The sequence below is a fragment of the uncultured Sanguibacteroides sp. genome (genome assembly GCF_900543425.1).
Lineage (GTDB): Bacteria > Bacteroidota > Bacteroidia > Bacteroidales > Marinifilaceae > Gabonibacter.
The window spans coordinates 1-21835 of the sequence record NZ_UQRQ01000018.1; the positions used below are offsets into that span (position 1 = coordinate 1).

Annotated in this window: 22 protein-coding genes; 12 read left to right on the plus strand and 10 right to left on the minus strand. The window is 40.9% G+C overall.

The features are described 5' to 3' along the window. From rplT to QZR76_RS10310, 5 genes are all read right to left on the minus strand, one after another. Window positions 1–187, minus strand: a 187-nt coding sequence (gene rplT / locus QZR76_RS10290) for a 50S ribosomal protein L20 (RefSeq protein ID WP_294142727.1), incomplete at its 3' end; no start/stop codon positions are given. A gap of 90 nt (window positions 188–277) precedes the next feature. Then, window positions 278–472 carry a 50S ribosomal protein L35 gene (rpmI, locus tag QZR76_RS10295; protein ID WP_294142728.1) on the minus strand — a complete coding sequence of 65 codons (195 nt, stop codon included), beginning with the start codon at window positions 470–472 and terminating at the stop codon, window positions 278–280. Between the two features lie 55 nt (window positions 473–527). Beyond that, entirely contained in the window at window positions 528–1064 is a 537-nt protein-coding gene (infC, locus tag QZR76_RS10300) for a translation initiation factor IF-3 (protein ID WP_294142729.1), read from the minus strand. Between the two features lie 28 nt (window positions 1065–1092). Next, window positions 1093–3045 carry a threonine--tRNA ligase gene (gene thrS / locus QZR76_RS10305; protein WP_294142730.1) on the minus strand — a complete coding sequence of 651 codons (1953 nt, stop codon included), beginning with the start codon at window positions 3043–3045 and terminating at the stop codon, window positions 1093–1095. A 370-nt stretch (window positions 3046–3415) separates the two neighbouring features. Continuing rightward, entirely contained in the window at window positions 3416–4051 is a 636-nt protein-coding gene (locus QZR76_RS10310) for a redox-sensing transcriptional repressor Rex (protein WP_294142731.1), read from the minus strand. A 261-nt stretch (window positions 4052–4312) separates the two neighbouring features. On the opposite strand from QZR76_RS10310, the gene QZR76_RS10315 reads away from it, so the two are divergent. After that, window positions 4313–5584 carry a folylpolyglutamate synthase/dihydrofolate synthase family protein gene (locus QZR76_RS10315; protein WP_294142732.1) on the plus strand — a complete coding sequence of 424 codons (1272 nt, stop codon included), beginning with the start codon at window positions 4313–4315 and terminating at the stop codon, window positions 5582–5584. Between the two features lie 68 nt (window positions 5585–5652). Here the strand turns inward: QZR76_RS10315 and QZR76_RS10320 are convergent, their stop codons facing one another. Continuing rightward, entirely contained in the window at window positions 5653–6084 is a 432-nt protein-coding gene (locus QZR76_RS10320; protein ID WP_294142733.1) for an META domain-containing protein, read from the minus strand. Between the two features lie 279 nt (window positions 6085–6363). Between QZR76_RS10320 and QZR76_RS10325 the strand changes: the two genes are divergently transcribed. The 6 genes from QZR76_RS10325 to nqrF all read left to right on the plus strand — a co-directional run bounded on the left by QZR76_RS10325 (window position 6364) and on the right by nqrF (window position 12299). Further along, window positions 6364–7719, plus strand: coding sequence for a Na(+)-translocating NADH-quinone reductase subunit A (locus tag QZR76_RS10325; RefSeq protein ID WP_294142734.1), 1356 nt, complete (start codon window positions 6364–6366; stop codon window positions 7717–7719). A gap of 59 nt (window positions 7720–7778) precedes the next feature. Next, window positions 7779–8933, plus strand: coding sequence for an NADH:ubiquinone reductase (Na(+)-transporting) subunit B (locus QZR76_RS10330; protein ID WP_294142735.1), 1155 nt, complete (start codon window positions 7779–7781; stop codon window positions 8931–8933). Between the two features lie 22 nt (window positions 8934–8955). Then, window positions 8956–9639 carry an NADH:ubiquinone reductase (Na(+)-transporting) subunit C gene (gene nqrC / locus QZR76_RS10335; RefSeq protein WP_294142736.1) on the plus strand — a complete coding sequence of 228 codons (684 nt, stop codon included), beginning with the start codon at window positions 8956–8958 and terminating at the stop codon, window positions 9637–9639. Window positions 9640–9644: 5 nt separating this feature from the next. Then, window positions 9645–10289 carry an NADH:ubiquinone reductase (Na(+)-transporting) subunit D gene (locus QZR76_RS10340; protein WP_294142737.1) on the plus strand — a complete coding sequence of 215 codons (645 nt, stop codon included), beginning with the start codon at window positions 9645–9647 and terminating at the stop codon, window positions 10287–10289. 24 nt (window positions 10290–10313) lie between these two features. Beyond that, window positions 10314–10934 carry an NADH:ubiquinone reductase (Na(+)-transporting) subunit E gene (nqrE, locus tag QZR76_RS10345; RefSeq protein ID WP_294142738.1) on the plus strand — a complete coding sequence of 207 codons (621 nt, stop codon included), beginning with the start codon at window positions 10314–10316 and terminating at the stop codon, window positions 10932–10934. Between the two features lie 96 nt (window positions 10935–11030). Next, on the plus strand, window positions 11031–12299 hold the full coding sequence (gene nqrF, locus QZR76_RS10350) for an NADH:ubiquinone reductase (Na(+)-transporting) subunit F (protein WP_294142739.1): 1269 nt from the start codon (window positions 11031–11033) through the stop codon (window positions 12297–12299). 54 nt (window positions 12300–12353) lie between these two features. On the opposite strand, the gene QZR76_RS10355 is transcribed toward nqrF, so the two are convergent. Together QZR76_RS10355 and QZR76_RS10360 are read right to left on the minus strand one after the other, a co-directional pair. Then, window positions 12354–12842 carry a hypothetical protein gene (locus QZR76_RS10355; protein WP_294142740.1) on the minus strand — a complete coding sequence of 163 codons (489 nt, stop codon included), beginning with the start codon at window positions 12840–12842 and terminating at the stop codon, window positions 12354–12356. Window positions 12843–12887: 45 nt separating this feature from the next. Next, window positions 12888–13373, minus strand: a complete 486-nt coding sequence (locus tag QZR76_RS10360; protein WP_294142741.1) for a hypothetical protein — start codon at window positions 13371–13373, stop codon at window positions 12888–12890. A gap of 154 nt (window positions 13374–13527) precedes the next feature. Here QZR76_RS10360 and glyA point away from each other — a divergent pair, with 154 nt between their 5' ends. After that, the gene (glyA, locus tag QZR76_RS10365) at window positions 13528–14808 is read left to right on the plus strand and encodes a serine hydroxymethyltransferase (protein ID WP_294142742.1); all 1281 of its coding nucleotides are present in this window, start codon (window positions 13528–13530) and stop codon (window positions 14806–14808) included. Between the two features lie 45 nt (window positions 14809–14853). On the opposite strand, the gene QZR76_RS10370 is transcribed toward glyA, so the two are convergent. Together QZR76_RS10370 and coaD are read right to left on the minus strand one after the other, a co-directional pair. Beyond that, window positions 14854–15693 carry an endonuclease VIII gene (locus QZR76_RS10370; RefSeq protein ID WP_294142743.1) on the minus strand — a complete coding sequence of 280 codons (840 nt, stop codon included), beginning with the start codon at window positions 15691–15693 and terminating at the stop codon, window positions 14854–14856. Window positions 15694–15773: 80 nt separating this feature from the next. After that, on the minus strand, window positions 15774–16253 hold the full coding sequence (coaD, locus tag QZR76_RS10375; protein WP_294142744.1) for a pantetheine-phosphate adenylyltransferase: 480 nt from the start codon (window positions 16251–16253) through the stop codon (window positions 15774–15776). A 237-nt stretch (window positions 16254–16490) separates the two neighbouring features. Here coaD and QZR76_RS10380 point away from each other — a divergent pair, with 237 nt between their 5' ends. The 4 genes from QZR76_RS10380 (at window position 16491) to QZR76_RS10395 (ending at window position 21832) form a co-directional block, all read left to right on the plus strand. Next, window positions 16491–18335 (plus strand): biotin/lipoyl-containing protein, encoded by a 1845-nt coding sequence (locus tag QZR76_RS10380; protein WP_294142745.1) that lies wholly within the window; start codon window positions 16491–16493, stop codon window positions 18333–18335. 87 nt (window positions 18336–18422) lie between these two features. Next, entirely contained in the window at window positions 18423–19340 is a 918-nt protein-coding gene (locus QZR76_RS10385; protein ID WP_294142746.1) for an RluA family pseudouridine synthase, read from the plus strand. Between the two features lie 140 nt (window positions 19341–19480). Further along, complete coding sequence (locus QZR76_RS10390; protein ID WP_294142747.1) at window positions 19481–20002, plus strand: FUSC family protein; 522 nt, start codon at window positions 19481–19483, stop codon at window positions 20000–20002. Window positions 20003–20050: 48 nt separating this feature from the next. Beyond that, window positions 20051–21832 (plus strand): DNA mismatch repair protein MutS, encoded by a 1782-nt coding sequence (locus QZR76_RS10395; protein WP_294142748.1) that lies wholly within the window; start codon window positions 20051–20053, stop codon window positions 21830–21832. The last annotated feature ends 3 nt before the right edge of the window (window positions 21833–21835 follow it).

Genomic DNA, 21835 nt, shown 5'->3' on the forward strand with positions numbered 1-21835 from the left:
GAATCCACAATGCTCTAAATTCTGATTTTTTCTTCTTTCTGTCACGGTACGCGTATAATAAACCTTTCTCATACGTGTTTTTGGCAACCGTCCAGACATTCTTTCTTGCTCCAAAGTTTCCTCTGGTCTGTTTTAAAATCTTTTTCCTGCGTGCTCTCGAAGCAACGGCATTTTTAGCTCTTGGCATACTTTTTTGTTTTTTGAATGTTAGCGTTCCAATGGAAACTTCTATTTAAGCTTAACATTCTGGTTAATAACTGTTTAATTTTAAATAATCTTACATGCAAAGCATCTCTTTCACGCCCTTTACGTTCGCGGGAGCTACAATTGCCGTATGAGTAAGATTTCTCTTTCTTTTGGTACTTTTCTTCGTCAAAATATGACTCTTAAAAGCATGTTTTCTCTTAATCTTCCCCGTAGCGGTCAAAGTAAACCTTTTTTTCGCGCTACTTACGCTCTTCATCTTTGGCATCTGTTCTAATTTTAATTGTTTTCAGAAAAATATAATCATAAAATATCGATCAAAATTATTTTTTAGGAGCAATAACCACAATCATCTTTTTTCCTTCCAATTTCGGAGTCGACTCTACCTTTCCGTAATCATCCAGTTCGCTGATAAAACGCTCTAAAAGATCGGATCCCTGATCCTTGAACAAAATAGAACGTCCTTTAAAAAACACGTATGCTCTCACTTTCGCCCCCTCTTCCAAAAAACCTTTGGCGTGCTTTAATTTAAAGTTGAAATCATGCTCATCTGTTTGCGGTCCGAACCGAATCTCTTTTATTACCACTTTAACACTTTTAGCTTTGATCTCTTTCTGCTTCTTTTTTAACTGATACAGAAACTTGCTGTAATCAATCACCCGACATACAGGTGGATCCGCATTAGGAGAAATCTCTACCAGATCGACCCCCGCAGCCTCTGCTATCGCCAAAGCTTCTTTCAAGGGATAAACTCCTGGTTCTACGTTCTCTCCAACGACTCTCACAGAGGCAGCTCTGATCTGCTCGTTTATTCTGTGTTGTGGCTTGTCATTTTGACCTCTAAAGCCCCTACTTTCCATTGTTCGTGCTATAATTAATCCTCCTTTATTAGTAATTATAGATAGAGTCCAACTGGGATTCTACCTCTTTATTTATCATTGTCGCAAACTCTTCCGGCGTCATAGATCCTTTATCTCCCTCTCCCTGTCGTCTCACGGAAACCCTGTGGTCATTCATTTCCTGTTCCCCGACAATCAACATATACGGGATCTTTTTCAACTCGTTATCACGTATCTTCCGACCAATCTTTTCGTTACGATCGTCTAAGACGGTGCGAATATCGTAATTATTTAACAAATTCAAAACATTTTGAGCATATTCGTTGTATTTTTCACTGATCGGAAGAATAACAACCTGCTCCGGAGTCAGCCATAAGGGGAATTTTCCCATGGTATGCTCGATCAAAACGGCAACGAAGCGCTCCATGCTGCCGAAAGGTGCCCGATGAATCATAACGGGACGATGTTTTTGATTATCGGCTCCGGTATACTCCAGCTCGAAACGCTCCGGCAAATTGTAATCCACCTGAATCGTTCCCAATTGCCATTTCCGGCCAATAGCATCCTTTACCATAAAGTCCAGCTTCGGACCGTAAAAAGCAGCTTCTCCCAGCTCGACAGTAGTATTCAATCCTTTCTCCTCGGCAGCCTCTATAATAGCTCGCTCGGCCTTTTCCCAGTTCTCATCCGTTCCGATATATTTCTCTTTATTATTCGGATCCCGTAAAGAGATCTGTGCTGTATAATCTTTAAAATCAAGAGCTTTGAAAATAATAAAAATAATATCGATTACCTTTTTAAATTCATCTTTCAACTGATCCGGGGTACAGAACAAATGAGCATCGTCCTGCGTAAATCCGCGTACCCGCGTCAACCCGTGCAACTCCCCGCTCTGCTCGTAACGATATACCGTACCGAATTCGGCAAAACGAACCGGAAGATCTTTATAAGAACGAGGTTTAAATTTATAAATCTCACAATGATGAGGACAGTTCATCGGCTTCAGCATAAACTCCTCTCCCTCCTGCGGAGTGGTGATTACCTGAAAACTATCTTTTCCATATTTCTGGAAATGCCCGGAAGTCTTATACAAATTTACATTACCGATATGCGGAGTAATGACTTGCTCGTATCCATACTTTTTCTGGACTTTACGCAAGAAAGCCTCCAAACGATCCCGGAGCATCGCCCCTTTCGGCAACCACATGGGCAAACCGGAACCCACGGCCTGAGAAAAAGTAAACAACTCCATCTCTTTACCTATTTTCCGGTGATCCCGTAACTTAGCCTCCTCCATCATCTGCACCCACTCCTCCAACATCTTCTGTTTCGGGAAAGTGATTCCGTATACGCGGGTCAACATCTTGTTGTGTTCGTTCCCTCTCCAGTAAGCGCCGGCAACACTGGTTAACTTAATAGCTTTTATATAAGAAGTATTGGGCAGATGCGGGCCACGACATAAATCCGTAAAATCACCCTGACGATAATAGGTGATCGTACCATCCTCCAAGTCATTAATCAATTCCACTTTATAGGTTTCATCCAAAGATGAAAAATGATCCAACGCTTCCTGCTTACTAACATCTATCCTGCAATATTCTTCGTTCTTTCTCGCTAACTCCAACATCTTTTTCTCGATTGCCACAAGATCTTTTTCCTGGATGGACACCCCCTCACCCGGATCTACATCATAGTAAAAACCGTTTTCAATAGAAGGTCCTATCCCGAATTTTATACCCGGATAGAGTTCTTGCAAAGCTTCTGCCATAAGATGTGCAGACGAGTGCCAGAAAGCATGGCGTCCTTCCTCATCATCCCACGTATTTAGCTTAATCTCGGCATCTGTCGTAATTCCCCGCATCAGGTCCCACGTGACACCATTTACGGATATTGACAATACCTCCTTAGCCAACTTCGGGCTAATCGATTTCGCTATGTCCAAACCGGTAATCCCGGATTCAAACTCTTTTACATTCCCGTCAGGAAATTTAATCTTTACCATTTACGCTTTCTTTTAGTTACTACTAATGTAATTTACAATTTGCAAAGGTAGCAAAAACCATCGGAATAACAAAAGAAAAAGCCCACCAATAAACGATCTTTATCAACAAAATCAACATGAAATAAAGCTCATATCTCTCTCCCGTTTTCTCCCGTATCCGAATCCTTAACCTCCAAACGACAAATTCTTTTTAAACGAAGTCTCAATGAACGACGGAACCGATAGAAAAAAATCACGGATAGTCACATCCAATAGTAGAATCTACATACGTTATTTTTAAACGTTCATTCAATTGTATACAAAATATTCCACTTATCCAAAGGCCGGTAAAGACAACCCGCAAAAGAATCTGATAAGAAAAAATACATGATTACTCCTGAGCATGGAGTTTATTGAACAATATGGCTAAATTGGTATAAATGGTTGTGTTCTGCACGGTAATATGAGAAGGGACTTTTATACGGGCCGGAGTAAAATTCCAGATAGCTTTTATCCCCCATGCTACCATCAGATCAGCCACACCCTGGGCACATTCGGCAGGTACCGTAATAATTCCTATAGCCACGTTACATTCGGCAGGCATTCCGCGAAATTGATCGATATGATAAATTTCAATATCATTGATCTTGGTCCCGATTTTGGAACGATCCACATCAAATGCTTTTTCTATATTCAATCCGAAATTACGCAGTCCTTTATCCTGAAGTAATGCACTTCCCAAAGAACCTACTCCGACGAGAAAAGCGTTATTGATTTTATTGAACCCTAAGAAATCTTCTAAAATACAGACAAAATTATCCACCTCGTATCCTACCCTCGTCTTGCCCGATATTCCAGTATGAGACAAATCCTTGGTTACTTGTGTTGCATCTATCTCCATATATTCGGCAATTCGCGTTGAAGAAACATATTTTTCCCCCTGTTTTTGTAAAGTCTTCACAAAAGAAAGATAAGCCGGCATTCGCCTTAATACAGGAACTGGAACTATTTTATTATCACTACTCATAAAGTGTTCAATAATTTCTACAAAGGTACATCTTTTCGCGAATCATCAGCAAAAAATCATCTTATTTCTTTTTTAACATTCCATATTCGTTCCCTTTATCCCCACATTCCAGACATCATGCTTCTCCCGTAAATAACCCTATCTCTTAAAATTTAATAGGGAGCAAAAAATAGTATCACATTAAATTTCCGATTTCATATTCTCCCTTACCGCGATTATTGTTACTTTTGCACGCTCAAATAAAAAGATTTTGTATTTATCATGAATTACAAAGAAACATTAGAATGGCTTTTTGCACAACTACCGATGTACCAAAGAGAAGGAAAAGCTGCCTATAAAGCCAATTTAGATAACACGTTAAAGTTAGATCAACATTTTGACGCCCCTCATCGCCAATTCAAAACCATACACGTGGCAGGCACGAACGGTAAAGGTTCTGTCTCGCATATGTTGGCATCTATCCTCCAGGAAGCCGGATATAAAACGGGATTATATACCTCTCCACACTTGAAAGATTTCCGCGAGCGAATCAAAATCAACGGAAAAATGATCAGCGAAGAATACGTCGTGAATTTCGTAAAGAACAACAAGGATCTGTTTGCTGAAATAAAACCCTCGTTTTTTGAAATGACCGTTGCCATGGCATTCAAATACTTTGCAGACCAAAAAGTAGACATTGCCGTCATAGAAGTCGGTTTAGGCGGACGACTCGATTCCACGAATATCATTACACCTTTGGTTTCTGTCGTTACAAATATCTCTTTCGATCACATGGCTCTTCTTGGAGACACGCTCGAGAAAATAGCCCATGAGAAAGCCGGCGTTATAAAACCTCAAATTCCGGTAATCATCGGCACCCGGGACGCCGCAACGGATTTTGTTTTCAGGAATAAAGCTGACGAATGTCTCTCGCCGATCGAATTTGCTTCCGATAACTGGAAGATCGAACGGGACGCCATAAATACCTATACTCTCTACCGCCGGAACGGTATCGTATTCAACATCCAACCGGATTTGAAAGGATTTTATCAAAGAAAAAACATTCCGACCGTTTTAGAGACCGTTTTAGTACTAAAAGAACAAGGATTATCCCTCCCGGATCGTTCCATTCACGAGGGAATTGCCCACACGATACAAAATACCGGCTTATTGGGACGCTGGCAGGAATTAAAAGAACATCCGTATACGGTATGTGACACCGGACATAATATAGACGGGTTGACCGAAGTGGTAACCCAAATAAATGCTTGCAAATACGAAAAATTGCATTTTGTCATTGGTATGGTCAACGACAAGGATGTCGACAGCGTCTTGCATATCCTACCTAAAAACGCTATATATTACTTTTGTAAAGCATCCATACCAAGGGCTATGGATGAAAATATCTTAGCTGAAAAAGCCCGGTCCATCGGACTGACAGGAGAGACTTTTCCGACCGTCGAAGCCGCATATCAAGCCGCACAAAAAGCAGCTTCTCCCCGGGATATGATTTACATCGGAGGAAGTACTTTTGTCGTTGCCGAAATCGTATAAAAAAACATCCGGTACATACCGGATGCTTTTTCTTGTACTAAAGAATCAATTGTAAATATTTGTTTCAATCACTTTTTCTTTTCTACTTTTTCCGCTTTTTCCGCTTTAAAAACAGCAATTACATTTCCGTCGTTTTTCAGACTTAACTTGTCATTTTTAATCACAAAACGATTTGTTTCGTCCAGTATTTTAAAAAAGGTTACTTCGATATCCATATTCGGACAAGCCATCTTTGTCGCTCCCATCTGGCTGAAGGTCAATTTATCTTCCTCCGTAGTGTAGGTTCCGAAAAAACGGTTACATCCAGCTTGCCCCGCAACCTTTTTCCCCGCCTTCTCAAAAGTGATACTGACCTGTTGGTCGCTATCTTTCAATTTTACCTCTTTACCGTTTAAACTTTCGGCAATCCAATTCACTCCCGTTAATGGTAAATTCTCTTTGGCCGATTTACACGAAACACTCCCCAATACTACCAGACAAAAAAACAAGATTTGTTTCATATTTTCATTTCTCTATTGTTTGGATACTTAATTAACCTTTGATTAGTTTTTATATTCATACAAATAATATGCCAAAACGGCCAACAATACATTTAAAGGTTCGTTTCATAAAAACGACGAAAAAAAGCTCTCGAAAAAAAAGTAAATCATTGCAAGAATTAACGAGACAATTACGGATAAAATTCAATAATAGGTTATATATTTGCAGGTATTTTGAAAACGTTTGTTTAACGATAGATTAATAAATAATTATCTACATATCAAAAATATAAAAGAACAATGTCCAAGGTAATAAAACTGAAAAAAGGCCTTGATATCAAGTTAAACGGAGAAGCGGAAAAAACGGTGATTCCCGTGGAAGGATGTAATCTATACGCGGTAAAGCCTACTGATTTCCGAGCGCTTACTCCCAAACTAATGGTAAAAGCAGGCAATGAAGTAAAAGCAGGTGACGTATTATTCTCGGATAAATACAGACCTGAAGTCCAGTTTACGGCTCCGGTTAGCGGTATCGTGGATACTGTAAACAGAGGAGAAAGGAGAAAATTATTAGAGATTGTCATAAAAGCGGATGCCGAAATCAGTTACAAGGATTTTGGCAAGGCGGATGTGAACAAATTAAACCGGGAGGAAATTATTTCCAAATTGCTTGAAAGTGGTATATGGCCTATGATCAAACAACGTCCTTACGACGTAATTGCAAATCCGGAAAGCACACCGAAAGCCATTTTTGTCTCCGGCTTTGATTCGGCCCCATTAGCTCCTGATTATGAGATCACCTTACAGGGGGAAAAAGAAGCGCTACAGACCGGTATCGATTGTCTGAGAAAGCTTTGCAATAAGGAGGTCAATCTCAACCTCCGCGAAGGAACTCCTTCCGATTCTATCCTCACGAAACTGAAAAACGTCGAGATCAACTATTTTAGCGGTCCTCATCCTGCAGGAAACGTAGGCGTACAAATCCATCATTTAGATCCGATCAACAAAGGAGATATCGTATGGGTTGTCAACATCATGGATGTAGCTATCATAGGCCGGTTATTTCTAACAGGTCATTTCGATGCCCGTAAAATTATAGCTTTAGTAGGTTCTGAAGTGGAAAAGCCGGCATACTATAAAACAATACTCGGAGCAAACATCGGTTGCATCGTAAAGAACAAATTAAAAAACCGGGTACATCAACGAATCATTTCCGGTAATGTCCTCACGGGATATAAAGTAAGTCCGGAATCATTTTTAGGATACTATAATCATATGGTAACCGTTATTCCGGAAGGGGACGAATATGAATTCTTAGGCTGGGCTACCCCCGGATTCAACAAATTCTCCATGTCCAAAACCTTTCCCTCTTTCTTGTTTCCAAACAAGAAGTACACGTTGAACGCAAATTACCACGGGGAAGGGAGAGCTTTTGTTGTCACCGGGCAATACGAGAAGGTATTACCAATGGACATCTTGCCGGTCTACCTGCTAAAAGCTGTTTTAGCCGAAGATTTGGATAAGATGGAACAATTGGGTATGTATGAAATTGCACCAGAAGACCTGGCTCTTTGTGAATTTGTTTGTACGTCTAAAACTCCGGTACAACAAATCGTGGAACAAGGTATCGAACTGATGATGAAAGAACTGAGTTAATTGACGATTTAGATTTTAGATTCTGGAAATCATAAATCATAAATTCAAAACAATAGAAAATGAACTTTTTACGAAATTATTTAGATAAGCAAAAGCCTAAATTCGAGGAAGGAGGCAAGCTACACAAGCTGCATTCCGTTTTCACGGGTTTCGAGTCTTTTCTTTTTGTGCCTAATCGCACAACCACTTCAGGTAGCAATATCAGGGATGCCGTTGATTTAAAAAGAACCATGATTATTGTGGTCATGGCCCTGATTCCGGCTTTATTATTCGGCATTTATAATGTAGGTTATCAACACTTTAAAGCTGTTGGTTCATTAGCAGAAACCGGATTTTTTGAACTGTTTTTCTACGGCTTATGGAGAGTTCTTCCCATGATTATTGTCTCTTACGTGGTCGGATTGGGTATAGAATTCGCAGTAGCACAAATCAGAGGGCATGAAATCAACGAAGGGTTCCTTGTGTCCGGTCTGTTAATTCCGTTAATCATGCCGGTAAATGCTCCGCTATGGATGATTGCCGTATCTACGGCTTTTGCCGTCATCATAGGAAAAGAGATATTCGGAGGAACCGGTATGAACATTTGGAATCCGGCTCTATTGGCCCGGGCTTTCTTCTTTTTCTCCTATCCTTCTATGATTTCCGGTGATAAAGTATGGATTGCAGGAATGCCTGACGGTTTTTCACAGGCGACACCATTGGCCCAAGCAGCACAGGGTATCCCTATGACAGCCGACTTCAGTACCATGTTCTGGGGATTGATTCCCGGATCTGTCGGAGAGACCTCGACTTTCTGCATCTTACTCGGCGCCATTCTGTTGATCGCAACAGGAATAGGAAGCTGGAAAATCATGTTATCCACCTTTATCGGGGGATTCTGTATGGCTTACCTGTTAAACCTAACTTTACCTGCAACAAACCCGTATGCAGCCATAGACGCAATTGATCATTTGGTAATGGGTGGTTTTGCCTTCGGTGCCGTATTCATGGCTACAGATCCGGTAACTTCAGCTCAAACCGAAAAAGGAAAATGGATTTACGGATTTATTCTCGGAGTAATGGCGATCCTTATCAGAACCTTGAATCCCGGATATCCGGAAGGAATGATGTTAGCCATTTTGTTAATGAACACGTTCGCTCCGCTTATCGACTGGTTTGTTGTACAAGGCAACATTAAACGCCGATTGAAAAGGGCAAAAGTCATGGTAGATTGATCTAATTCTAAATCAAAGAGAGATGAATAAACAAGGAAATACATACACCTTTATATATTCCATTATACTGGTTGTTATTGTTGCCGTTCTGCTGTCCGTGATAGCTCTATGGTTACAACCTACTCAAAATGAAAATATAGAGAATGAAAAGAGACAGAACATATTACGTTCCGTAAATATTACTTCTACCCCGGAAAATTCCAAAGAATTGTTCGATAAATACATTACCAGACAATTTATCGTCAATTCGAAAGGTGAAGAAGTAGCGGGAAACGCCTTTACGGTAGATCTTAGCAAGGAAGTGAAAAAATCGTGTGAGGAGAGGCAGCTTCCGGTTTACGTGGCCAATATCGATGGTGTAACCAAATATATCTTACCGTTGCAAGGTACCGGACTATGGGGACCTATTTGGGGGTATATTTCTCTAAATGCAGACAAAAATACCGTTTACGGAACTGTTTTTGACCACAAAGGTGAAACTCCCGGTCTTGGAGCAGAAATCACCCAAGATCGCTTCCGGCGCCAATTTGACGGAAAAACGATTTTTAATAACGGTAATCTGGTCTCCATACTCGTGAAAAAAGGCGGCGGAGCTACCGGCCCGCATGAAGTGGATGCCATCTCCGGAGGAACCATTACCTCCAAAGGAGTCGAGAGCATGCTTAAAAATTACTTAACCTGTTACGAACCATTCTTAAAAAAATAATTCTGATGAGCGAAAAAGAAGCATTATTTTCAGCCAAGAACCTGCAATTATTGTTAGGTCCGTTGAGTAAGAATAACCCGATCCTCGTACAGGTTTTGGGTATATGTTCTGCTCTTGCTGTTACGGCAAAATTAGAACCGGCCATTGTTATGGCACTATCTGTAACTGCCGTGACCGCCTTCTCTAACGTGATTCTTTCGCTGTTGAGAAATACCATTCCGACCCGTATTCGTATTATCGTGCAGTTGGTTGTGGTCGCAGCTTTAGTAATCATTGTGGATCAAATATTAAAAGCCTATGCTTATGATGTAAGTAAACAATTATCCGTATTTGTCGGTTTAATTATTACAAACTGTATCATCATGGGGCGGATTGAAGCATTCGCATTAGGAAATAAGCCCTGGCCTTCCCTGCTCGACGGTATCGGCAATGGCTTGGGATACGGTATCATTCTGGTTATCGTGGCCTTTTTCCGGGAATTACTCGGTTCCGGAACGCTTTTCGGTGTGAAAATTGTACCGCAGGCATTTTACGATATGGGATACATGAATAACGGTTTGATGATCCTTCCTCCGATGGCTTTGATCATCGTGGGTATTATTATATGGATCCATCGTTCCAGAAACAAAGATTTAATCGAACAGAAGTAGTTAACCAAAAGATAAAATGAAGATATGGAAAACCTTTTAAATATATTCATTCGCTCTATATTCATCGACAACATGATATTCGCGTACTTCTTGGGTATGTGTTCTTATCTGGCCGTGTCGAAAACCGTTAAGACTTCTTTCGGTTTGGGTATAGCTGTCGTTTTCGTGTTACTGATTACCGTTCCGGTAAACTATTTGCTGGATAACTATGTGCTAAAAGCCGGAGCATTAACCTGGCTATTAGGGGAGAGTGCAGCCAGCATCGATCTCAGCTTCTTGAGTTTTATCATGTTTATCGCTGTCATTGCCGCTATGGTACAATTAGTAGAGATGGTCGTTGAAAAATTCGCACCGGCTTTATACAATCAATTGGGAATATTCTTACCGTTGATTGCCGTTAACTGTGCTATCATGGGTGCATCGTTATTTATGCAGGAAAGAGGCTATGCCAACGTGGCGGAAGCCACCGCATTCGGACTGGGTTCCGGTATCGGCTGGCTGCTCGCTATCGTGGGAATCGCCGCTATCCGTGAAAAACTAAAATACTCGAATATCCCCGCTCCCTTGCGAGGTATCGGCATCACGTTTATCGTGACGGGATTAATGGCTATTTCATTTATGAGTTTCTTGGGTATCAATCTGTAAAACAATTCAGTGATTTAGAGATTGCCGATTCGGAGATTATAATCACAGAATCAAAAATCACGGAATCACTTCATCAGTAAATCTAAAATTAGTAAGATGACATTATTAGTAATAAATACAGCTATCGTCACGGCAGGAGTAATCGTGTTCCTTATCGTAACACTCATTCTCGTGGGTATGCTCCTGTTTGCCAAGGCAAAACTAACTCCCAAGGGAGAAGTGAAGGTCAGCATTAACCAAGGCGAAAAAGAGATAACAACGGATCCGGGTTCGACCTTATTGGCTACTCTCGGAAATAATAAAATATTTCTTCCTTCGGCTTGCGGAGGAAAAGGTTCTTGCGGAATGTGCCGTTGCCAAGTAGAATCAGGAGCAGGTTCTATTCTTCCCACGGAAACAGGCTTTTTCTCTTATAAACAGCAACACGACAACTGGCGCTTGGCATGTCAGGTTAAAGTAAAAGAAAATATCGAAATGAAAATTCCCGAGTCCGTATTGGGAATCAAAAAATGGGAATGCGAGGTCGTTTCCAATAACAACATTTCAACCTTCCTGAAAGAGTTCGTGGTGAAGTTACCGGAAGGAGAAACGTTAAAATTCAAATCAGGTGGATATATTCAAATAGATGTACCGGCTATCGACGTTGATTTCAAAGATATCGAAATAAGCGAAAAATACCGGGCAGATTGGGAGCGCATGAAGATGTTCGATCTGAAAATGCACAATCCGGAAGCCACTTACAGAGCCTACTCCATGGCCAACCACCCGGCTGAAGGGAACATTATCATGTTGAATATCCGTATCGCCACTCCCCCATTCGATAAGGCAATCGGTGGGTTTGCCCATGTAAACCCGGGTATATGCTCATCTTATATCTTCACTCGTAAACCGGGCGATAAAGTGACCATTTCCGGACCTTACGGAGAATTCTTCCTGCGGGATACCAATAACGAGATGATGTTTATCGGTGGAGGTGCCGGTATGGCCCCGATGCGTTCACACATCTTCAATTTATTTAAAACCATGCATACGAAACGGAAAGTAACCTTTTGGTATGGTGCCCGTGCTTTACAGGAAGCTCCTTACGTGGATCAATTCAACAAGATACAGGAAGAAAACCCGAACTTCCATTGGACCTTGGCTCTCGACAAACCGGATCCGGAAGCTGATGCGGCAGGAGTTGCTTACAAGCCGGGATTCGTACACCAGGTAATCTACGAGCAATACCTCAAAAATCATGAGAATCCGGAGGATATCGAATACTATTTGTGCGGACCTCCTATGATGATTCAGGCCGTCACCAAAATGTTATATGACTTAGGTGTTCCCGATGAAAATGTCATGTACGACAATTTCGGAGGATAAAGCCATAAAAAAGCCCTTGTTTCCAAGGGCTTTTTTCATTATCAATTATTGCGTTTATTTCAATTGTTTGTAATTGACCGCATAAAGGATGATAAAGAGTAAGGTAAAAAAACCGGAAGTAACGAAAGAGACCCAAACAAGCATCGAAAACCCGGCATAATAAGGAAGTACAAACAGGGCTAAAATCTGAGCCGCCGTATAAATATAAAATCCGACCCGCTTCAAATTAAACATAAAAATAGCCCCTATCAAACTAAATAAAGACAAAAATAAACCTGATAGATTGATGGCAGTCGCATGCATGTCCGTCACCTGCATAAGATCCATGCTCGAATTCATCCATGCTTTTAAAAAGCCGGAATCCGAACTTCCGGCACTTTGATACAACTGCTGCATTTCTACAGTAGAATTCTGAAGTTCTGCTGTAAATAGCCCTATCAAATTACTCAAAATACCCCAACCGCTTCCGATAAAAGTCAGGATACAAAGTACCAGTAAAAAAGTAGAACGTTTCGGTTTACTCGATTCAAAAGGATTTTCCATAGTATTCAAAATTAAATTTGAAATCAAATATACAAAATATTAGAATTATTTTACCATATATTTATAATTTGCATAATACATCAAAACAAAAGCGGCATTCACCAATAAACCTAATACATTATAAATAAGAAATACAGATACAAATTGTACTGTCGTGTAAACAAAAAAACCGAATTTATCCAATCGCCACATCCGATACGCCCCGTAAAGAGAAGCTCCGCTTAACACGAGAGAAATAAAAGAAGCCATCATTACAGTTTGTCCGGAAAGATACTCCCGAGGAACCATCCCGTTCATCCAAAACAATTGTTCTATATAACCGGACATCAACAGGCTCGCGAAGCTGATTAAAAGAGTAAATCCGCTTCCGATAAAGGTCAAAATACAAAGTACTGTTAGAAAAGCAGGCCTTTTCAATTCCCGACTTCCTCCACGTATATCCGCCCCACGATTCTGCCCTGTTTTCGTTAATTCGTATACTTCTTCAGAAGAAGCTCCGTCGGACAATTCTTTTTCTTCTCTCTTCATCATTTTCTTTTTATATTTCAACTTTCTTATTCCTTACGAATCTACAGGAGAAAGGGTTTTTAGGATTAAAAAAAAACTTGAAATACTTTGTTTACAACGAGTATTAATATAATTTTGGCAAAGATTTTAGAACGTCTATATATTAAAAATCTAAATAATGAAAAGAGATACGCAAATTTTTGACCTTATTGATAAGGAGTGTCAACGTCAAAAACAGGGGTTGGAATTAATAGCCTCTGAGAACTTCGTAAGTGAGCAAGTAATGCAAGCAATGGGTTCCTGTTTAACCAACAAATATGCCGAAGGTTATCCCGGAGCTCGTTATTACGGAGGGTGCCAAATTGTTGACCAGACAGAACAGTTAGCTATTGATCGCGCATGCCAATTATTTGGTGCCGAATTCGCCAACGTACAACCGCACTCGGGAGCACAAGCCAACGCGGCCGTGTTCTTCGCCTGCATGAAACCGGGAGATACGTTCTTAGGATTAGACCTGGCACACGGAGGTCACCTTTCTCATGGCTCACCTGTGAATCTTTCCGGAATCAACTACCATCCGGTAGCTTACCACGTGAAAGAGGAAACCGGTATGGTGGATTACGATGAAATGGAACAATTAGCCATCGAACACAAGCCTAAAATGATCGTATCCGGAGCATCCGCTTATTCCCGGGACTGGGATTACAAACGCATGCGGGAGATTGCTGATAAAGTAGGTGCCCTCTTAATGTGTGATATGTCTCATCCGGCCGGTCTGATCGCCAAAGGATTGTTGAACAACCCGATGGATTATTGTCATATCGTGACCACCACGACCCATAAAACACTTCGCGGTCCCCGCGGCGGTATGATCCTTCTTCCTAAAGATTTCCCAAATCCATGGGGATTGAAAACGCCTAAGGGAGAAATCAAAATGATGTCACAGGTAATCAATTTTGCCGTATTCCCGGGACAACAAGGAGGACCGCTTGAACACGTAATTGCCGCTAAAGCCGTTGCTTTCGGAGAAGCATTATCCAAAGAGTATACCAACTATGCCAAACAAATGTTAGCCAACTCCAAAGCCATGGCAAAAGCTTTCATGGACAAAGGGTACAAAGTTATCTCCGGAGGTACAGACAATCACTCCATGCTAATTGACCTGAGAACCAAATTCCCGGATTTAACCGGTAAAAAGGCCGAAAATACATTGGTATTGGCAGACATCACTATCAACAAAAATATGGTACCGTTCGATACGCGTACTCCGTTCTCCACTTCCGGTTTGCGGGTAGGTACTCCTGCCATCACAACTCGTGGTTTGAAAGAAGAGCACATGCCAATCATCGTAGACATGATCGACCGGGTATTAAGCAATGTCGATAATGCCGACGTAATTGCACAAGTAAGAAAAGAGGTAAACGCCATGATGAGCGACAGACCGATGTTCGCTTGGTAATGATCGAAATACGAATAAAAAAAGCTGCTTTTGAAGCAGCTTTTTTTATTCGTATTTTTGACAACCGGGACAATAATATATACTACCTCCCATATAATTTTCTTTCAATATCATCTCTCCACAAGACAAACAACGACTTCCCAGCGTCGCTTTCGATAAATGGGGAATATACCCTCCCGGTTTTCCGAATAAATCGGTTTCGGTATTTCTACCCCCCAAACAATACATCTCTCTCAATACCAACTTAATCGCATCAAACAATCTCTCTTTTTGCCCAAAAGATAAAGAAGAGACCTTACTTCTCGGATGGATCCTTGCGTGATACAGGATATCCTGCAATACCCCGTTTCCCAAGCCGGGAATCATCTGCTCGGTTGCCAAAAAAGCTTTAATACTCTTTTTTTCCTGCTCTTTCCCTTTAAACAACCCCATAAAATAAGATATATCGAAAGCATCCGTCATTACTTGAGGTTTATATTTTGCGCTCTCGTAATAAGGTTTTAAAGAACCCTCAAAATCTCCGGTCGGAAAACACCAGATTCCACCGTACATCCGGACAGAAGCAACAAGACAACTCTGATCTTCAAAACCAACCAACAACTGATGTTTAGCAGGAAGTTTCTCTTCCGGCCCATAATAACGGAGATTTACGCCATCCGTATATACCAAACGAACTTCTTCAGCATCTATTTCAACCATCCCCCCGTGAGCACATGCCCTTTTCAAGATTTTACCGGACAAACGCTTTTCATATTCATCCGTATCTCCATAAAAAAAAGTAAACCGATGCGGTGTATTTTTCACGATTACATCCGTAACTCGCTTTCCTTTGATCGTTCGGTTTAATTGTTCGGCTAAACACAAAGCTTCCGGAGCCTCTATCATTCTATTTTATCATTTAAAGTTTCAAATCAAAACTACAAAAGGAACTATGACCACTATTCTTCTGTTTTGTCGCAAGATATCTACTGAAAACAAATCAGATCCTCAGTCGAAATATTCGTGGGTAAAAATTTGGTAGCATCCCCTCCGTTCATGATGATATCCCGCACAATGGTCGAACTGATAAAGGTATGTTCCGGGGAGGTTAACAAGAATACAGTCTCAACGGAAGAGTCCATTGCCTTATTGATCTGTCCGACAGCCCTTTCATATTCGAAATCAGCTGCTGTTCTCAAGCCTCGAATAATAAAACCGGCTTCTATCCGGTTACAATAATCAACTGTCAAACCGGAATAACTTTCCACCTGAACCCGTTCTATATCCTTAAATACTTTCTGTATAATAGCAATACGAGTATCTATATCCAAAAATTCTCTCTTAACAGCATTGATACCGACAGCCACAATAATACGATCAAATATCTTCAATCCTCTTTTTACAATCTCCTCGTGTCCCACGGTAAAAGGATCGAACGAGCCTGGAAATACGGCAATTTTTTCCATTACAATTCATTTATGATTAAAAAATAAACCCTAATTTTCTCATTTGCACGCACATACAATACGATACATAAGCAACTTCCCCCACATGTTACAAATTAAAACTATTTTTCTGAATTAACAAAGAAATTGTTATTATTTCTCCTTGATTTCATTGAAAATTATTAGGATAAAAAAATAACTTTAGATATATTTGTGAAATAGAAAAATACAACACATAACAATTAATTCTTATAAAACATGGCACAAAAATTACTAATCAGAGATTTAACTCTTAGAGATGGTCAACAATCTGCTTTTGCGACACGAATGAAACAAGAGCAGGTAGACCGGGTATTACCTTATTACAAAGATGCAAACTTCTATGCAATGGAAGTTTGGGGGGGTGCCGTTCCCGACTCTGTAATGCGTTATTTGAATGAAAATCCTTGGGACCGTTTGGAAAAAATCAAAGCCGGTATCGGAGATGTTTCAAAATTGACCGCCTTATCCAGAGGCCGTAATCTTTTCGGTTATGCTCCATATACGGATGAAATTATCGAAGGTTTCTGTAAAGATGCTATCGAATCAGGGCTTGGAATCATGCGTATATTTGATGCATTGAATGACGTCAATAATGTAAAATCAACCATCAAATACGTAAAGAAATACGGTGGTATCGCCGACTGTGCTGTTTGTTACACTATCGATCCGAAATATCCGAAACTTAGTTTAATGGATAAATTAAAAGGGAAGAAAAATCCGGAACCGGTATTCACCAACACTTATTTTTTTAACAAAGCCAAAGAGATGGAAGCTCTCGGGGCAGATATGATCACCATCAAAGATATGAGTGGTTTGATCAACCCGGCCCGGATTGCAGAATTGATTCCATTGTTTAAACAAAATCTGAAAATTCCCGTAGATTTCCATACTCATTGTACTCCCGGATATGGTTTAGGAGCCGTATTAATGGCTATCATCAAAGGAGTCGATATTGTAGATACCAATATATGGAACTTCGCGGGAGGTCCTGCCGCTCCGGCTATCGAATTGATTTACATCTTCTGCCAAAAATTAGGTATTGAAATGGATGTAAACATGGAGGCCGTAGCCAAAATCAATAAAGAACTTTATACGATTCGTAAGGAACTGGAAGCTTTTGATGCCGTTAAGCAATTCCCGAATCCGTTCAATCCGCTCACGGACAAATTACCCGCGGAAGTGGATAAAGAGTTTGATAAGGCCATTGAAGCTGCAAAACGCAATGACGAAGAGGCATTGTTAAATGCTTGTCATGCCATTGAGGCCTATTTCAATTTTCCGAAACCGAACGAATTGGTTAAGAAAGCAGAGGTCCCCGGAGGTATGTACACCAATATGGTTGCTCAATTGAAACAATTAAATGCCATGGATATATTGGAAGATGCCATGAAGTTGATCCCGACGGTGCGCTTAGCTGCCGGTCTTCCTCCTTTGGTTACCCCCACGAGCCAAATTGTCGGGGCACAAGCTGTAAACTGTGCTTTGGATATCAAACACGGCAAACCCATGTATTCTAATGTTTCCAATCAATTCGTCGCTCTTGTTAAGGGGGAATATGGAAAAACTCCGGTTCCCGTTGATCCGGAATTCCGGCTGAAAATTGCCGGAACGCGAGAAGAAACGCCGTATGATACCTCAAAATACCAAATGCAAGAGAATCCCGTGTTAACGGAGTTCGGAGGTGTCAAATTAGCAGAAAACGAAAAAGAAGTACTTTTGCTCGAGCTCTTCCCGGCCGTAGCCAAAACATTCCTGACCAAACAAAAAGAAGCTCGTTACATGGCTACGCATAAGCAAGAAGAGGCCCAAACCGTAGTCGAGCAGAAAAAAGAAGAACCGATTACAGGGAAAGTGGTTGAAGCTCCCATGCCAGGAAGTATTTTCAAAATTCTGGTAAAACCGGGAGATATAGTAACGAAAGGACAAAATGTACTCATACTCGAAGCCATGAAAATGGAAAACAGTATTGCCACGGATTACGCCGGTAAGGTTAAACGAATCTTGACAAAAGAGGGATCAACCGTTGCGGCAGGTAGTAAATTAATCGAGATCGAGGTTTAAGCCTTCAATAAAATAATTTTGAAAAGAGTGACTTCCCTCTCGGGAAGTCACTTTTTATTACTACTTTTGCCGCAAATAAAAGGCAGCATGAATAAAACCAATAATCCCCGAAAACATACACCCCACAAGCCTCAAATTCGTCAATTTACGGTTGAAGAGGAGGCAGAACTCTTGTCCTATTTGTTTAAACAATTTCCGGAAAAGAGCAGAACGACCGTAAAATCCATTTTAAGTAACCGACAGGTTAATGTAAACGGCCAAGTAACGACACAATTCAACGAACCGTTAAAACCGGGAGATTACATTTCCATAAACATGGAAAAAGGTAGCGTTGAATTTTCCAGTCCGCACATGGACATAGTGTATGAAGATTCGGATCTTATCATTATCAATAAAAAAAGTGGCCTGCTCTCGATGGCTACTCAAAATGAAAAAAAGAAAACAGCCTACCATATCTTAAGTGACTACGTAAAATCCTGTGATCCCCAAAACCGTATATTCATCATTCACAGGTTGGATAGAGAAACCTCCGGCCTGATGATGTTCGCCAAAAATCAGCAAACTCAGGAAAGGATGCAACAACACTGGAACGAAATGCTTCTCGAACGGAAATACGTGGCTGTCATCGAAGGAGAACCGGAAAAAGCAGAAGATCAAATATCGACCTATCTTCAGGAAAATGAAGCCATGAATGTTTACACCTCCGATCGTGGAAAATGGTCTGTTACCCATTATAAAGTGATAAAATCCAATCGCCGATACTCCTTGGTCGAACTCGAATTGGAAACCGGACGCAAGAACCAGATCCGTATTCATATGGCTGAAATCGGACATCCCGTAACCGGAGACTCAAAATACGGTGCACACGGCAACCCGATTAACCGTTTGGCCTTACATGCCCGGCAATTAAAATTCATTCACCCTTCGACCGGTCAGGTCATGAATTTCAGAACGGATGTTCCGAAACGTTTCAGTCTGCTTGTAAAAAACCGCATGAGTAATTGATAAAACATCCGTTCAACCGGTAACTACGGACAAATCCGCTTCGATTACGTTACCGGCCAATATTCCGAATACTCTCGGACCTTGATGATATAAAGACCCTAAAGTGCAACTTTTCATTAAGTCTGACGATAAAAGAGAGTATGAAATTTCGGATAAAAACAATCTTAACCCGCATTAAACCGGGACCCGCCATAGCAAAAAGTATTGCGGTACTGCTCTCTTACCTGTTGGGAGCGTACATTACGGGAAGCTTCCATGAAGGATCCAGATACATGGGAGCAATGCTTGCCGCTATCTCCGGAATTGTAGTACTTCAAGACGATTTCAAAACATCCATTCACCAGGGATGGCTACGAGTCGCAGGCACATTTATCGGAAGTTGTATTGCTTACGCTTATCTTACCTGGTTCCCTTTTACCATTATAGGAATGGTGATCTCCGTACTTATACTCGATTTACTATGCATGGCGATCGGACTTCCAGACGGTAGTAAAATGGCCGCTATCACCCTGGTTGTAATCATGATCGTCTCTATCATGTCTCCGGACATTCCTCCTTTGCTAAACGGTCTGTTGAGATTCACGGAAGCAACTGTCGGGGCCCTGATTGGAATCAGTCTGGCCTGGATTTTCCAACACATACCTGCTAAAAAAAGCTCTTAATCCCGTTTATTTCTCATTTTGAATTATCTTTGTAAAAATCCTATATCCATGCATGCAGAATTATATTATCAAGATAAAATAGCAGAATCAACCCTACAGGTAAAAAAATTGAAAGTAACGCGTAACTACATTACGTGCACCAAAATTATACTCTTTTTACTCATCATCTACTTTTTATATTCCCTGTTTGCAACAGGAAATATTTTTGCCTTATGTACCGGAATTCTTTCCGTTATTCTCTTCATCTATATCAATTATGCGGAAACTAAATTATTACAAAAAATAACTTACTACACCGAATTACGTCATTGCGCAAAAACGGAGGTGGAGTATTTGGCAGGAGACATGACCCACTTATCCAGGGGCGACAACTTCAAGGATTTATCACATGCCTACTCTCATGATCTGGATCTATTCGGCGAAAACTCACTTTTTCAATCCGTCAACCGGACCGTTACTCCTAACGGAACTCAACAACTATCCGACTGGCTACGTTCTCCACTAAAATCAAAAGAAAGGTTGATTCAAAGACAGCAATCCGTTCAGGAGTTAAGCGAAGACCCGGACTGGTGTCATAGTTTCAGAGCCATCGGTGCCAGCCATAAACTGTCCGGTATCGCGGTAAAAGAGATACGGGAATGGTCCGAAGAGCGATTACAGCTCCCTACCGTAATGATCAAACTGTCCTATTGTCTTCCGATCGTGACAATAGCAGGCTGGAGCCTATGTCTGTTTTCAATTATACCCTTTTCTTTACCGCTTTTGCTATCATTTATTCAATTAACTATCGTACTCTCTTCCGTAAAAAAAATAAACCGGGTCCAACAACAACTGGATCAATTTATCCATTCATTCAGCAATCTCCACAAATTAATGCAACACGTTCGATCCAGGAAAAGACATTCGGAACGACTGAAAGAGATACATTACAAACTATACGAACAGAAATACAATGCAGAAGAAGCATTCCGTTCACTTCACAAAACGTCGGAAAGTTTTGACCAACGAGGCAATATACTGGCCACTATATTGTTAAATGGACTTTTTATGAAAGATGTTCATCTTATCCGCCGATTAACCAAATGGAAAGAAAAATATGCCTCTTCCATTCCGGAATGGTTAGAATCAACAGGAGAATTAGATGCACTCGTAAGTTTCGCAAATTACCGTTTCAACCATCCCGATTACATCTTTCCCGTTCCTGACGACGAGGTGATCTTGTGCGGAGAAGAGATCGGCCATCCGATGCTTCCGGTCTCACAGCGAGTAACCAACGATTTCCGGGTGACCCGTTTGCATGAATTCTATATTGTCACGGGAGCTAATATGGCAGGGAAGAGCACGTTTTTACGTACGATCGGTACAAACCTGATCTTGGCCAATTGCGGTTGCGTTGTATGTGCCAAAACATTCCGTTTCCAACCCATAGCAATCTTTTCAAGCATGAGAACAGCCGATAATCTGGCCGAAGGTACCTCCTATTTCCACGCGGAACTATTACGCTTGAAACAGCTGATTGAAACAGCCGAAAAAGAAGATAAGCTCTTTATCATTTTAGACGAAATTCTAAAAGGAACCAACTCGGTTGACAAATTAAACGGTTCACGCCTTTTTCTACAAAAATTACTGTCTCTCCCTATTTCCGGTTTAATCGCAACTCACGATTTAGAGTTAGGAAAATTGGCGGATACCTCCCCTCAACATTTTATCAACAACTGCTTTGAAATCACACATTCCGGGACGGAAATAGCTTACGATTACAAATTAAAACCGGGTATCAGTAAAACAATGAATGCTTCCATTCTTTTAAAGAAAATGGGACTGGTATAACTT

Bases quoted from the DNA above. Each gene is read 5' to 3' on its own strand.
- rpmI (WP_294142728.1), bottom strand. From the start codon at position 472: ATGCCAAAGATGAAGAGCGTAAGTAGCGCGAAAAAAAGGTTTACTTTG.
- infC (WP_294142729.1), bottom strand. From the start codon at position 1,064: ATGGAAAGTAGGGGCTTTAGAGGTCAAAATGACAAGCCACAACACAGA.
- thrS (WP_294142730.1), bottom strand. From the start codon at position 3,045: ATGGTAAAGATTAAATTTCCTGACGGGAATGTAAAAGAGTTTGAATCC.
- QZR76_RS10310 (WP_294142731.1), bottom strand. From the start codon at position 4,051: ATGAGTAGTGATAATAAAATAGTTCCAGTTCCTGTATTAAGGCGAATG.
- QZR76_RS10315 (WP_294142732.1), top strand. From the start codon at position 4,313: ATGAATTACAAAGAAACATTAGAATGGCTTTTTGCACAACTACCGATG.
- QZR76_RS10320 (WP_294142733.1), bottom strand. From the start codon at position 6,084: ATGAAACAAATCTTGTTTTTTTGTCTGGTAGTATTGGGGAGTGTTTCG.
- QZR76_RS10325 (WP_294142734.1), top strand. From the start codon at position 6,364: ATGTCCAAGGTAATAAAACTGAAAAAAGGCCTTGATATCAAGTTAAAC.
- QZR76_RS10330 (WP_294142735.1), top strand. From the start codon at position 7,779: ATGAACTTTTTACGAAATTATTTAGATAAGCAAAAGCCTAAATTCGAG.
- nqrC (WP_294142736.1), top strand. From the start codon at position 8,956: ATGAATAAACAAGGAAATACATACACCTTTATATATTCCATTATACTG.
- QZR76_RS10340 (WP_294142737.1), top strand. From the start codon at position 9,645: ATGAGCGAAAAAGAAGCATTATTTTCAGCCAAGAACCTGCAATTATTG.
- nqrE (WP_294142738.1), top strand. From the start codon at position 10,314: ATGGAAAACCTTTTAAATATATTCATTCGCTCTATATTCATCGACAAC.
- nqrF (WP_294142739.1), top strand. From the start codon at position 11,031: ATGACATTATTAGTAATAAATACAGCTATCGTCACGGCAGGAGTAATC.
- QZR76_RS10355 (WP_294142740.1), bottom strand. From the start codon at position 12,842: ATGGAAAATCCTTTTGAATCGAGTAAACCGAAACGTTCTACTTTTTTA.
- QZR76_RS10360 (WP_294142741.1), bottom strand. From the start codon at position 13,373: ATGATGAAGAGAGAAGAAAAAGAATTGTCCGACGGAGCTTCTTCTGAA.
- glyA (WP_294142742.1), top strand. From the start codon at position 13,528: ATGAAAAGAGATACGCAAATTTTTGACCTTATTGATAAGGAGTGTCAA.
- QZR76_RS10370 (WP_294142743.1), bottom strand. From the start codon at position 15,693: ATGATAGAGGCTCCGGAAGCTTTGTGTTTAGCCGAACAATTAAACCGA.
- coaD (WP_294142744.1), bottom strand. From the start codon at position 16,253: ATGGAAAAAATTGCCGTATTTCCAGGCTCGTTCGATCCTTTTACCGTG.
- QZR76_RS10380 (WP_294142745.1), top strand. From the start codon at position 16,491: ATGGCACAAAAATTACTAATCAGAGATTTAACTCTTAGAGATGGTCAA.
- QZR76_RS10385 (WP_294142746.1), top strand. From the start codon at position 18,423: ATGAATAAAACCAATAATCCCCGAAAACATACACCCCACAAGCCTCAA.
- QZR76_RS10390 (WP_294142747.1), top strand. From the start codon at position 19,481: ATGAAATTTCGGATAAAAACAATCTTAACCCGCATTAAACCGGGACCC.
- QZR76_RS10395 (WP_294142748.1), top strand. From the start codon at position 20,051: ATGCATGCAGAATTATATTATCAAGATAAAATAGCAGAATCAACCCTA.